The organism is Priestia sp. VA7 (assembly GCF_055710015.1).
On sequence record NZ_JBVQPN010000006.1, the window covers coordinates 51,567 to 65,547 of the forward strand.

Sequence of the window (13,981 nt, forward strand, 5' to 3'; positions counted from 1 at the left end):
ATATCGAGAATAGGGATAAGGGGGATGGGATATGGAAGATGGAAGCATTGTTAGTGGAGATATGAATGAAAGAATGAATCATATTTTAAATTTATCATGGGACGTTCTTAAAGCTCATTGTTTACATGGAAAGGTAACTCTTCATAAAGAGGCATCTTTTCAACATCATTTTGCAAATATTATTAATCAGATAGGAAGTTTATACTGTTTTTCTAAGGTAGAGACATTTCATGTCGACCTGGAATATACAATAGATTCTCAATTGGGTTTTGAAAGAAAAGCTGAAATTGATATTGTATGTGAATTAACTAATTTTAAGAAACAAAAAAGTGTACGAGCAGCTATTGAATTAAAACATACAATTAAATCAGGAGATGCAACGGACGCTGGACGGATTGGTACATATCAGGACATTAATAGGCTAGAGAAATTAAAAACATTAAAACATGAAGGGATTAATCTTTGTAGATTTTATATGCTTGCTAACCGTAAAGCTTATACGAATATAAGTAAGCCCAATGCATCTGGAGCAGATTTCCCTACTTATCAGGGTTACCATATTGAACCTCAAAGGATATATAAAACCGCTTATACAAAATTAGGGAGAAATGTTGAGCTTGTATTTAATAGCCCTTATGAATTTGTTTGGGATATATACGATTATCCTAACAAATTATATTTTCTTTCAGTAAATATATAATTAATTTTAATTTAACAAGGATTAAATAAATTTAATTAAAATTAACTAACATGGAATTAATAATCCATCAAAAAACACTTTAATTTACAATTGAAAATGTAGCGTAGCGCTTCATGTTATGTTTGGAAGGCAAAGATAACATGGTAATTTGACGTAAAATTAATCCGTTAGGCATCCCGTCTGCCTCGGCTGCGACTTACCCTCGTTGTTCTCCCGTTAGATGGGATTTTTTCTTCCCAGATGTGAACCGTCCTCATAGCGAAAGCTAGGCATAATAAGGTGTACTCGTAGTGGAGTGCTTGGTAAAGTGAGACCTGGGCAAGTCGAAAGAAACTCTATATTCTTATCGGCACCTTATATTCCATACTTAACTGAAGCGCCAAAATTTTGCTTCGTCAATTTTTATTATATATGGATTCTTTGTCCTTTTTACAAAGGGCAATTTCTATCCGCCTTTTCCTTCACACCAAAACTAATTAAGTAATGCTTTTAAAATAAAGTTTTTTAATTTAATAATTAGTATTTAATATTTAATTTTAATAAGCTTTGATTGTGCTTATATAATTTAAATTAAATTTTTATACAATGTTCAAATCTTCTACTCAGTAATTAATATTCATTAATAGATGTTTGTTTAAAATACTTAGATGTAGATTTTCTTCTATTACACAAACAAAGAATGGAGCATTCCCACTCTCGTTAATGTAAACCCGTTCCTCTCATTATTTATGAAGTTAATCCGCGTTCCTCAAGTTCCGATATTTTTATTGAATATTAAATTTTATCATTATCAAGTCAGTAAAAATGTAACCATTGATAACGAATCTTCTGAAAAATCTGTGTCTCAAACCATTGAAAAGACTGAGGACAAGGTTCGTGCTTCATAAGGAATTGTATGAGGGTATTGGAGAAGGTAGGCTTGTGGGACAGGACTGAAAAAGCGCAAGTATATCCGGATAAAACTACATATCAAAGGTGATGAGAACAAAACCTTTGTTACCCGTGAATACAACGTAAAATAGAGTCTTAAAAAAGAGTGGCATATATTTTGTCCCATCTTTTGCTATGCTCTTATTAAATTTTCTTATTTTACGTAGGTTTTCCACAGTTTATGAAGGGCTTAATTTTTTGTTCGCATAATTATATTAAAAATAATAAGGAAATTGGTATTATATACTATAAATTTATATAAAAAAATAGTAATATTTATGTATTACGAAAGAAGGGGTGAGCAGTATGTCTAAGCCAGCAGTTGATATAAAAAAACATTTAATCACATCATTTAATAAGGTTGATGAGAAGAACATTAATCTACAAGGCTTAACTGAAATTGATGATAAGGGAAAATGCCTAATATGGAGTTGCGATTGTATTGTTGAACCACAAAATGACTACATAAACATAAATGAAGTTAAGTTGAAACGATTGCTTAGTCTAGAGACCGTTTTAAATAAAGACACTACTGTTCATGAAATAGCGTATCAGAAGCCAGAGAACTTTCCAGAATTCTTCTCAAGCTTGGAGAATCATGTAAGCACTATATTTGATAAGGGAAAATTGCCTTACGGAGTTTACGGCAATGAAACCTATTTTACAAAAGAATTTCAAAATGACCTCAAGACACTATCTAATGAATTCAACTTTAACTTAAAACTTTCTAAAGAAATCAATGGAAAGAAAATTTATACATATACTCCTCACGATTTAATTAAAGATGCATTTGAAACTTGGCAAGTAATAAAACCATTCATTGATGTTATTGATGTCGCCAGAAAAGTTAACAAAGAAAACGGTAGCCCAATTACAATTGACACAAAAAAAGGACTACGAATTTTTGACTTGACCCCAGGAGAATTCATATCAGTAATATACGCAACTTCTAAAAATAATAAATATGAGTAAAAAAATATATTTCATTTCAGAAGGCACTAATTTTAATATGGTGCCTTTTAGAATTGTTGTAAGCGTATAGAGGTTTATAATAAAAAAGCCCGTAGAAACGAACTTTACATAATTGAATTCTTTATTTTATGATATTTTTTTAGAAAGCTACTAGCATGCCGTACTAGTAGCTTTCTTTTCTAAGCCAAAATATGAATATATAATAGAGACATGGAATACGACAACGAGAACAAATAGTTGAGACAAAGTCAAACGTAGGATTAAGGATAAGCGAATAGCATAAAGAGTTGGCGCGGACTTGTATTTGTTGAAAGAGATTTCGTACAATGAAAGAAAGGTTAATTTGAGAGCATTTATACCACTTTATTTTTAAAAAGTAATCAGCATTAGGAATACAAATGCCGTTTCAATAATATAATTTAATATATATAAAATAATTGCTAGAGGTTTGAGAAAAAGTGTACAAATGTACCGTTACACTTCAATAAAAAATAGTGTTAAATAGAGAAAAAAGAAAAATTCCAATTTTTATTAAAAAATATGTATTTGTTGCATATAATTAAATTATAAGGAAAACCGAGCTTTTCTTAATGAGTCATCTTCCATGGGTTTTATTCTTTAAAAGAGATAAATTATAATACATAAATCAAACGAAATTTTCTAAATTGACCAATATCTGTGGTTTCCAGAGAGCCCGTTATCTCTGTATATATAGAAAATATACGGAACATTTTGTTCTAAGGAGGAGAGAGCCTATTGAGGTGATTAAAAGTGAATAAGGGAATGCAGTATAACCCGGTTGCTTCCAACACTTCCTTTAGGGTAATAGAAATTGAGGAGGTGAAAAACAGATATGAGAAACCGAAGTCAAAAAATAGGTTACATCTTTTCAGCGCTGGTAGTTGGAGGACTGATTAACTTAGCCAATGCTAAAATTAAGGAATTTGCTTTTGATGCTTTTCACATTAAATTGGGGGATGTAGGAATGCTTATGCTTGCCGTTGTACTATTCCTTATCAGTTGTGGAATATTATATGTAGCAGAAGAAGTAATTAAAAACGTTCAGCATTGGAGAACTGAACGTCGGTTAAGAAGAAATTTAGAACAGCAACAATTGATTGAGCAACAGGTCGAAATGTACTTAGAATCAAGAAACAACCTTAATGGATAGTGCTGTTGGAGGCAGTCACTAACCATCCGAAAATCGTTGGTAGTTGGAGGCTACTAACGATTTTTTTCTTGCTCGTTAACAAATGTATGAGCGAGGAGAATGTAATATGCTCGATTGTGCTATTTTAAATTTAATACACATATTTAGTTAATGAAAGTACAGGAAAACTTAGGTTTCCTCTGTTTTTACACATATAATATTAATCAAAGAATAACAAAGTTTTGCGTTAATATCAATTAGATACCTTGAAATCTTATCAGGTGAATGATACCTATTATTTCTTTTAGAATGAGCAATAATCCTTCTTCTTATAAGTGAAACATTAATCTTTATGGGCAAACAGAAGAATTTTTATACAAATTTATATCTTTAAAAGTAGAGAAAAAAGAATGAAATAACACTTTATTACGGGAAAAGGTGTAAAACAATTAGAAGAAAGTTTTTGAGAGGCTTGGACTGAAAAAGGAATGGGTGCGATGGGTCTTCTATGGTCATTAAAAAGAACGAGTGACTTACATAAGTTAGATTCAAATGATACATTATTTAGGAGAATATGTAATAATTAGTAAACGAATCTTGGTATGTTTAATTTTTCAACCTATTAGGTGGACTTTAATAAGGCTACCCACCTAATAAGTTAATCTTTTAACTCTTGTCCTTTTTGTACAAATGCATTTCCCACATTCTAATATCGTAAAACCCTTTATCAATTTTGTTCTTCTCTGTTCTCAAGTATTCGATTAAGCCATGAGGATAATGACTAGTATTATCCTCTAGTTTAATATCATCATTGGGGCTGAGTAAAGATATACAAAACATAGCGCCTTCTAAATAATCCATTCCCACGCAATAAAGCAAAGCAATTTGCCTAGCCCTAAAAACAAACATCAGCCTATATCTATCCATTATTACAATTCTCCTTTTGGAATCCACTTTAGTTTTAAATCATAAGCAGTTCTCATATTGATATAGCTAGGGTAAACACTACTATATCAAAGTGTCTGCGACCTACTGACAGTACATGTGGAGAATGTGGCGGTGCTTACATTAAAATAAGAAAATTGTTTGAAATACCACTATCATTAGGAATGGTAGTGGTATTTTATATTGGCTTTTATTTTTAATACAGTACGGAATATGCTAAAAAAATTTATAGAGAAACAAATAAAAGCAATTATAAATGGGAGTAAAAAGATTCCTAAATATACATAAGGCAAAATGGATGAAGCAAATTGATTACGTGGGAAACGGATGAAAAAAGAGGTAAGTTTAGAAACCATTTTAGATGTAGAAAAAGCATGGGATGTATTATTTCCAATCGACTTTATGGAATGTGTAACAAAGTATCATGGTGGAGAACCTTCAGCTGATGGATTTAATGTTGGAAAGAGAGAATGTTCTTTTTACCAATTACTAAGTTTCAATCAGGAGAAGAAGGATTACATTTTAAACGTGTACCATGATCTTAAATACCAGCTAGTTGATGGTATTTACCCATTTGGAGATGACATAGCGGATAATCATGTATGTTTTGACTACCGTTCTAACTCTCAGCGGCCTCTTATCGTTTTATAGATCATGAACTAGCATACGAGAATCCTGAAAGCGGTATTTTTTTCGTCGCCCATTCATTTGAAGAATTTATTAATGGTCTATATGAAGAAGAATAAAATTAAAATAACTTCCACCAAGAGACTGGGACAAAAGTATTTTAACCCAAGTAAAAAACGAACCATTAATCAACATGTTTGATTCGTGGTTTATTTTTTTGTTAGGGCAAATAAGTGTCGTCTGTTTCGTTCCTTTTAGCAGTTGATTGGAGGGCAAGGCGAAGACTCCTGCGGGAAAAGCGGAATAGGTGAGACCCCGCAGGAGCGCAAGCGACGAGGAGGCTCAGCGGCCGCCCGCGGAAAGCGAAGTCTTGCACGGAAATCAACTGCGGTTCCATACAAGCTCATCTATACTAGTTGTTCGCCTTTAAAATAGATTCATTTCATTATGATGTCTCAACCTCTTTTAGGTTAAATAAGTACGGAAAAGGTAAAGTTAGCATTTCTATAACAAAAGCAGCAAAAGCTTGATATAAAAGCATTATCCGCTTGTATGTCCGTTTTATTTTGCCGTTTGTCCACCCCACCAACACAGCAAATTTCTGAATATACTTTTTTTAAGGTTTTCAATATTTTAGGAATTATAATAAAGAAGCAATAAATGAAAACATTATATTTGTGGTAAGAGGTGAAGGGACATCATGTATAGAGCAATTGCTATTATAGCAGGTTCTGTGTTAATTGGATTTGCATACAATTGGTTTTTAATCCCCCATAAAGTGCTAAGCAGCGGTATTAGCGGTATTGCTATGATTATAGGAATTTTAACGCCTGCAAGCACGGGAACAATGAATTTTTTGTTGAATTTACCCCTTTTAATTATTGGTTTTATGAAGTTAGGAAAGCGGTTTGTCTTACATACGCTGCTGTCCGTTGTGGCTTTATCAATTGCTTTATACGTGATTCCCTTGAGAGCTGTTAGTACAGACCCCATTCTGTCAGCTGTTTTTGGAGGAGTTTTAACTGGAATTGGCGTAGGGTTTGTTTTTCGTCAGTCAGCTTCGACAGGTGGATTTGATATTATTGCGATGCTTCTTACGCATAAAAAAGAATTTCCTCTTGGCGCTATATTATCAGCGATGAATGCCGTGGTTGTATTTGTTTCAGGTTTCTTTGTGAATTGGGACGCGGCTTTATATACGATGCTTTCGATTTTCGTCACAGGAAAAGTAGTGGATGCGATTCATACTCGCCATATTAAGCTTACTTTAACCATTATTACGAGAAAAGGCGAAGAAATGAAGCAGCAGCTTCTTACCAATTTAGTGCGCGGCGTGACGTTAATGAACGGTGAAGGAGCTTATTCAAGAGAAGACCGTAAAATATTAATGACGGTGATTTCGCGCTATGAGCTTGCAAACCTCAAGCAGTTAATTCAATCGGTGGATCCCGAAGCTTTCGTAAATATTACGGAAACGGTAGAAGTAATGGGGCTGTTTCGACGGGATGCTTATTAATATATTTGTTATTTCAGCGCGGATTTATGATAAATAGCCATTTTTATAGTATAAAAGTTATAAAAAAAGCCTTAAGAGTAGTTCTTGAGGCTTTTTTTGCGTAAAATATGAGTAAGAAAATATCGTGTATGAAAAGTATAAAAAAGGGAATTTGATAGAGTACATAAAATATTGACATCAAAAAGGAGAGACTATATGACGGTAGAATATCAGTTAACGAAAAAGAAATATTACGAAACGTTTATGCAAGAAAATGAAAATCAGCCGCCTGTAAAAGTCCTTGGACAAGCTTATTACGAAGAGCAGCAAAAAGAGTGGTACGACTTATCGCTCATTCGCTTAGCGCAGGGAGAAGTGTACTTCCATAACCAAGATTTTGAATCCGCGATTTTTAAGTGGGAGAATGTAAATGGCGAGTTTAAGCTGTGGGCGAAGAAAAATACAGCCGACGCACATTATGAATTGGGGTTGTCTACGCTCGCTGAAGAGCTTTACCTATCCATCGAAACGGATTCAAAAGTATTAAAAGCTGAAATAGCGCTAAAGCTGTTTTCACTTTATACGGATCATAACAATATTGAACGAGCTTATGAAGTCATTAACGAGCTGGTTGCTTCTCAGCCAGATTATCCAAACGTCACGGCGATTGCACGCAGATTTTATGAAGAGCAAGAAGACTTTAACAGCGCAGTGGAGCTTGCGGTAGATGAGTGTATTCGGACAGAATCGTTGAATTGGTTTGCGGTATTAAAGACTTACGTAGATAAAGGATATACAGCAAACTTTATCCCTAACTATTTTTATCAAGTGATGATTGCATTTTACAAAGTGGATCAAGTGTATTTCAAACAGCTTGTCTCAGCTTTATGGAAACAATATAAGAGTCAGCCTCCTTATCTTGCTTGGATTAAAACCATCAATGATATTTTCTTGAATATTGAAGTGGGCCTCTATGATTATTGGCAAGAGATTTCAACTCTTTATCAAGAGACGTATACCGACTTGATGGAAAGTGATCATTCTGTAAAGGAATTGCATGAAGTCATTCCGAACGTATTAACAAACTGGCTTAAAATTACCAATAAGTCACGTGCGTTATTTCCGTCTGCGGCCGTGCTTTCATGGAATGAAAAGTTTCCGTCAACTATTGATACCATTACAATCGAAAATGCAGGCAGATTAATTTTTGAGGCGCGTAACGACATTGATGGTCTTGAATATCACTATAAGCTTTGCCATGGCATTATTAAATGGGCTAATGAAAATGGTTTAGAAGTGGGGCACACCTTTAAATGGTGGGTAGATTTTTTATTAGATGCTCATACGACACACTTATTAATTACAGGAACAAATGCTGCAACGTCTTCATTTGTGGGATCGATTACGGAAGAAAAGGTACCGCAAAATCACGAAACAACCTTTGTGTTCATTCATGATGAGGAAGAATCTATCCAGCAAATCGCTGATCAAGAAATCATTCCGATGGAAACGATTGACGGAGCGGAGCAATCTCCTCACCAGGCGCTTGTAGAAGTGAAACAACCTTTTGTGTTCCTTGAGAAGCATAATTGTTCATGCATTGTTACGCCAAGCTTTACAGAACAAGAGGCACGTGAGCAGGATGCATTTAAATATGCTCCTTTAGCAGATGGTTTACTGTTTGTGCTTGATGCAAAAGAATCGCTGCTTGATGAAGAAAGAGAATTATTGCTGGAGATCAAAGAGCATGCGCCAAATACGCCAGTTCATTTTGTCATCAATAATATGGACAGTCTTTATAATCAAGCAACGATTGAGCGAATTACAAAAGAATTTGAAGCAAGCATTGGAGCTGATTTCCCGCAGGCGCATGTATTAGCCTATACGCCTCACTACGTATCGAGTCAGCACCACGGAGACTTGGCTCAGTTTATTAAAGCTAATTTCTATTACGATCCAAACGACGTTGGAGTAGAAGAGCGTGCGCGCAGACTGTTGTTCTTCATTCAAAACATGCTAAAGAGCTTAGTGGAGAAGAGAAATCAAACAGAAAATCATTTGATCGAAAGTATTAAATGGAACGAAGATATGCTTGTACGATTAAATGGCTTCTTGCATCGAGTGGATGACTTAGAACAAGAAAAAGCAAGCAGTATTGTTTCGGCTTATCACGGCATCAAAGAGGATATTAGCAAAAAGCTAAAAAATAAAATTCCTCGTTTACTCAAAAAGTCTTCAGAATTAGTGAAGGAAGACAGTGATTTTAGTACGGTTCATATTGAGCTGAATAAACAAATGAATATGCGCGTGGAAGAGCACTTGCAGCAAGATGTCCTGCCCAAGTTCCGCATTTCTTTAAAGGACTGGATTGCTACATCAAATGAAGAGCTGATTGCGAGTCAAGTAGATATTGAAGAAGTAGCAGAGTCATTAAATAAGATGTACAATGAGCAAAAATTAACGTTAGCCTGCGATTTTAAAGTGCTGGACGACTGGCGCCGCGACGTTAATCGTATGGCTAATCGGGTTCAGCTGGATGAAGAAAATATTTTACTTCGCGTTAATCCAACGCAGCTCTTGTTAAAAGGAGCAGGAAAACTGTTTTCTTCCATTCTTCAAAACCAAACGCTGCTTTATAATCAATATAAAAAATACATTGAAAGTCAAGACTATCAAGATATCACGGAATCAATGCTGGCAAAGTTTTTTATGCAATTTAATTTATTTGAGAAAAATTTAGAAGTTGATATTGAACTATTCTTTGAAAAGCCAAAAGAGGTTTTAAAAGAAACGATTGAAGAAACACAGGCGCATATTAATGAAAATCAAGACGTGTTAAGTCATATGAAAGCCAATCCTGAAGCTTACTATGATCCGTTAACATTATTCCAGCTTCGCTTGCGTCAGTATGAGTTAATGGTTAAAGCTACAGAAGAAGTACACTACAACGTATAAAAGGTGGAGCAGGATGTATTTAACGATAAAAGAAGCAGCAGAGTATCTATCTTTTCCTGAAGAATATGTGCAGAAATTGATTCAAGAAGGAAAAGTACGAGCTATATTTGATGGTGAAAACTACTTATTAAATAAAGAGCAGTTTAACACCCATTTAGAGCAAATGGAAAAGTACAAAAAACAAATTGAAGAATACTTAAATGAGCCTATCCCTGAAGATATGGACGTAAAAGATGAAGATTGAAGGCAGAAGCAGAAAACAGATGTTTTCTGCTTTTTTCTTTTGGAGTGAAAGTGTTAAAAAAGGTAAGATATGAAAGAAATGTCGAAAAAAGTTGGAATTTCGTTAAAGATGTAGTCTTTTTAGATGCTTTTTTTATATAATGAAAGTATGCTAAACAAAAAGGAGAAGGTCTATGCAACGATCAAGACAGTTAAGGCTGATTTTATTGCTTGCCCTGATTGTTGTCGCTTCGTTTTTAATTATTATTATTTCGAAAACACATGGGATTATAAGTCAGCAAACGACAAAAAAAGTAGAAAACACAAGCGTTGCAATTCTCACCTCTGATGTACTGACGGATCAAAGCTGGGGCAGTCTAGCTTATAAAGGAAAAATCAACATTGAGCAGCAGTATCCTGTTTCGGCTCAAGTTATTAGCGAAGTAAATACGAACCAAAAAATGAAGGAAGCTGCTGAAAAAGTTATTCAAAATGGAACAAAAGTCGTAATTGGACATGGAAGAGAATTTTCTACCGTTTTTACAGAACTAGCTCCTAAGTATCCTCATGTTCATTTCGTCACCATTCACGGTACTTCAATGTATAAAAACCAAACTGTATATACATTTGATCAAACAAAAATAGAGCACCTGGCAGGCATGGCAGCTGCCATGAAGACAAAAACGAAAAAAATTGGATTACTCGATACATTTGCAAAAGAAAAAAATCCAGGATTTGAACAAGGAATCAAAGCGTATGATTCATCGATTGCTTTTTATTATCGAGTTGTAAACAGCCGAGACGATGGAGCAAAAGCAGTAAAGCTGCTCCGTGAGTTAAAAGATCAAGGTGTTGATATCGTCTATGCTAAAGGAAATTCGTATAATCAAGAAGTTATTCAAGAAGCAAAAACACAAGGAATGTACGTAATAGGGTATTTAGATGATCAGGCGTACATGGGTAGGTCTGTTATTTTAACCAGCGTGATCAACGATGTTCCTCAAGCTTACAACGTGATTATGAAAGACTATTTCAGTAAAAAAGGTCTTCCATCTGGAGAAGTCAAGCTTGACGCCAGGGATGGTGTTTATAAACTAGCGCCTTTTGGACCGATGTACAGTAAACGGGAAAAACAAATTTTATATTCGAAAGTTAGAATGTCTACACAGCCGAAGTAACTATGAAAAAGAAAGAGATGATTATGAATCAATTATTTCGCAACATGTCATTCCGTAGCCAAATATTAACGATTCTTCTTTTGATTACATTTATATTAAGCGGGTTCTCTTTAGTTTTAGTGCATGCCATTGATAAAATGAATCATGTAAGCAACGAAATTAAAGATGAAGATGTTCCTCAAATGGTGTGGCTTTCTTATTGGGAAGAGCAGCTGAACATAAAAGAATACATTGTGAAAAATAATCTAAAGAACCCCACTGTCTCTTTGATAGAAGAATATCAATCATATGATACAAGAGTTATTGAAGACAATGAAAAGTATAAGCAGCCTGTGCCAAAATCGTTGATTCCACTGAAGGAAAAAATAGAGCTGCTTGATTTTAAGATTTCTAATAACGTGCAGGGACTGTTGAAGTACGGAGATATAGAGGGAGCAAAAGAGTATCTTAAGAGAAATTATTTGCCGGATCTGCACCAGATAAAAAAAGATATTAATAGTTCAAAAGAAGAGACGGTTGATTCACTTGATACACTATCAGATACACTGTCTGTCATTATTAAAGATTCATTATTTTTACTATTAATTTTAACCGTAAGTGCTATTGTGGCTTCTCTTTATGTTTCTTATCGCATGAGTGCGAGCCTTACGAAACCAATTGAACAAATGATTGAAAAAGTGAATGACATTGCAGACGGAGAATACGGTCTTGTTCTTCAAGACACAAAGCAAATTGAGCTGAAGCAGCTTTCGGCTTCTATCAATCAAATGTCGGTTAGTTTAGAAGATTCATTTTGGAAAATCATTAAAGATAAAGCGTATCGCCAGCAGATTTTAAATTCACTGCCTGTTGGAATTATCACAATGGAAGATGAGACAAATAGTATATTTGCCAATACCTCAGCAAAGCAGTTTTTAGATCTCGACGAAAAGGATATTTGCGGGTATATGGAAGAATGTCCTGAATATAATACTGAATTTTGGAGCATGTTGAATTCGGGAGAAATTCACGAAAATAAAAAAGTGTTATTTGGCACGAAAGATACGTGCTATTGCTTTTTAGTCTCTCAAACGCAGCTGTTTAATGAGAAGAACGAGAGCATCGGAAGAATTTTTTATTTTATTGATATATCGGATACCGAAGAATTAGAAAAGCGAATGCATCAGTCTGAAAAACTTGCCCTGGTTGGAGAAGTGGCAGCCGGAGCTGCTCATGAGATTCGTAATCCTCTTGCCGTGATTCATGGATTTATATCTCTTATGAGTCAGTCTCTTTCTGATGAGGAGAAAAAGCGTTTTTACCTGCCTCTGCTTATGAAAGAGCTAGAGAGGATTAATTACATCATCGAAGAAATGCTGTTGTTATCAAAACCAGGGACTCCGGTGATGAAAAAAGTCAGCATGCAGGATATTATTAACGAGCTATTGCCTTTGATTACTCACTCAAGTAAATTTACAGAAAAAGATAAGCTTATCTTTGATGTGAAACTGCAGCCGCATATACTAAAGGTAGATGAAAAACAAATCAAACAAGTTCTTCATAATTTAATTCGAAACAGTATGGAAGCCATGGATGGTGAAGGAGTCATTACAATCTATTCACAGGTTCATGATGATAATTATTGTCTGTATATTGAAGATAATGGAAAAGGAATTCCTTTGCATATGCAGAAGTCGCTGTACCAGCCGTTTTCCACTTCAAAAGATAGCGGAACAGGTCTTGGTCTGCCAATTGCTCAGCGTATTTTAGAAAGCCACAGAGGACAGATTAAATTATTATCTACTTCTTCCCGCGGCACAGTTTTTGTTATTAAACTTCCTCTAAATTAAGAAAACAGCCTCAAAAGGGCTGTTTTCTTAATGTGCCGTTAAAATAAGAGGACCGTTTTTCGTAATCGCAAGCGTATGTTCAAATTGAGCGGATAATTTACCATCTGTTGTACGAGCAGTCCAACCGTTTTTATCCATTTTAGAATGCCATGTACCAGCGTTTACCATTGGCTCAATTGTAATAACCATACCTTCTTTTAAACGTGTACCTTTGCCAGCTTTTCCATAGTGAAGAATTGTAGGCGCTTCGTGCATGGTATTTCCAATTCCGTGTCCTGTGAAGTCGCGTACCACAGAGAATTTTTCGCCTTCTACATAGCTTTGAATAGCGTGGCCAATGTCACCTGTGCGATTTCCTGGCTGTGCTTGCTCGATTCCTTTTAAAAGCGCTTCGTATGTAACATCTACTAGACGCTGCGCTTCGTCTGAAATCTCTCCAACGGTATGAGTCCATGCGGAATCTGCTAAGCCTCCGTTTAAATTTACAACCATATCAATGGTTACAATATCCCCGTCTTTTAACGGTTTAGTTGTTGGAAAACCGTGGCAAATTTCATCATTTAAAGAAGCGCACGTTGCATATTGATATCCTTTGTATCCTTTTTGTTCCGGCGTTGCTCCGTGCTTTGCTAAGTACTCTTCAACAAATTTATCAATTTGCATTGTTGTTACGCCTGGTTTGATCATTTTAGCGATTTCTTTATGACAAGAAGCTAATAATTTACCTGCTTCGTGCATTAAATTAATTTCGCGTTCACTTTTTAATGTGATCATTGTTGTTCACTCCTTTTTTGATGTAACTTTACGAAAAAAGTTGAGCAGCGGTTATAGCGATGGAAGTCGACTATTCATCAGTTCATTCTTCTTTATTTGAAAATCTAAGAAATACAGGAACCGTCTGCTATTGGGCGATATAAAATCATCCTTAATCATAACGCCCAATGGTAGGAAAATGCAAGATGCAGGCTTTAAAAGGAA

General features: G+C 34.9%; 12 protein-coding genes. 10 read left to right on the plus strand and 2 right to left on the minus strand.

Annotation, left to right across the window (positions count from 1 at the left end; translation table 11 throughout):
• Positions 1-31: 31 nt before the first annotated feature.
• The 3 genes from AC0C45_RS24170 (at position 32) to AC0C45_RS24180 (ending at position 3,773) form a co-directional block, all read left to right on the plus strand.
• Complete coding sequence (locus AC0C45_RS24170) at positions 32-700, plus strand: hypothetical protein (protein ID WP_472928918.1); 669 nt, start codon at positions 32-34, stop codon at positions 698-700.
• Between the two features lie 1,236 nt (positions 701-1,936).
• Complete coding sequence (locus AC0C45_RS24175; protein ID WP_472928919.1) at positions 1,937-2,602, plus strand: hypothetical protein; 666 nt, start codon at positions 1,937-1,939, stop codon at positions 2,600-2,602.
• Between the two features lie 853 nt (positions 2,603-3,455).
• On the plus strand, positions 3,456-3,773 hold the full coding sequence (locus tag AC0C45_RS24180; RefSeq protein ID WP_472928920.1) for a hypothetical protein: 318 nt from the start codon (positions 3,456-3,458) through the stop codon (positions 3,771-3,773).
• 645 nt (positions 3,774-4,418) lie between these two features.
• Here AC0C45_RS24180 and AC0C45_RS24185 read toward each other — a convergent pair.
• Complete coding sequence (locus AC0C45_RS24185) at positions 4,419-4,679, minus strand: hypothetical protein (protein ID WP_472928921.1); 261 nt, start codon at positions 4,677-4,679, stop codon at positions 4,419-4,421.
• A 345-nt stretch (positions 4,680-5,024) separates the two neighbouring features.
• Here AC0C45_RS24185 and AC0C45_RS24190 point away from each other — a divergent pair, with 345 nt between their 5' ends.
• The 7 genes from AC0C45_RS24190 (at position 5,025) to AC0C45_RS24220 (ending at position 13,003) form a co-directional block, all read left to right on the plus strand.
• Positions 5,025-5,348, plus strand: coding sequence for an SMI1/KNR4 family protein (locus AC0C45_RS24190; protein ID WP_053215330.1), 324 nt, complete (start codon positions 5,025-5,027; stop codon positions 5,346-5,348).
• A gap of 237 nt (positions 5,349-5,585) precedes the next feature.
• The gene (locus tag AC0C45_RS24195) at positions 5,586-5,759 is read left to right on the plus strand and encodes a hypothetical protein (RefSeq protein ID WP_162837689.1); all 174 of its coding nucleotides are present in this window, start codon (positions 5,586-5,588) and stop codon (positions 5,757-5,759) included.
• Between the two features lie 265 nt (positions 5,760-6,024).
• A complete protein-coding gene (locus AC0C45_RS24200) occupies positions 6,025-6,840 on the plus strand; it encodes a YitT family protein (protein ID WP_013055060.1) in 816 nt (271 codons plus the stop codon).
• A 195-nt stretch (positions 6,841-7,035) separates the two neighbouring features.
• Complete coding sequence (locus AC0C45_RS24205) at positions 7,036-9,774, plus strand: GTPase domain-containing protein (protein WP_016762786.1); 2,739 nt, start codon at positions 7,036-7,038, stop codon at positions 9,772-9,774.
• Positions 9,775-9,787: 13 nt separating this feature from the next.
• Positions 9,788-10,018 (plus strand): helix-turn-helix domain-containing protein, encoded by a 231-nt coding sequence (locus tag AC0C45_RS24210; RefSeq protein ID WP_013055062.1) that lies wholly within the window; start codon positions 9,788-9,790, stop codon positions 10,016-10,018.
• A 172-nt stretch (positions 10,019-10,190) separates the two neighbouring features.
• A complete protein-coding gene (locus AC0C45_RS24215; protein WP_016762788.1) occupies positions 10,191-11,174 on the plus strand; it encodes a BMP family ABC transporter substrate-binding protein in 984 nt (327 codons plus the stop codon).
• Between the two features lie 23 nt (positions 11,175-11,197).
• Positions 11,198-13,003: an ATP-binding protein gene (locus AC0C45_RS24220; protein WP_472928922.1), complete on the plus strand. Its 1,806-nt coding sequence runs from the start codon at positions 11,198-11,200 to the stop codon at positions 13,001-13,003.
• Between the two features lie 27 nt (positions 13,004-13,030).
• On the opposite strand, the gene map is transcribed toward AC0C45_RS24220, so the two are convergent.
• The gene (gene map / locus AC0C45_RS24225; RefSeq protein WP_034654693.1) at positions 13,031-13,777 is read right to left on the minus strand and encodes a type I methionyl aminopeptidase; all 747 of its coding nucleotides are present in this window, start codon (positions 13,775-13,777) and stop codon (positions 13,031-13,033) included.
• Between the last annotated feature and the right edge of the window lie 204 nt (positions 13,778-13,981).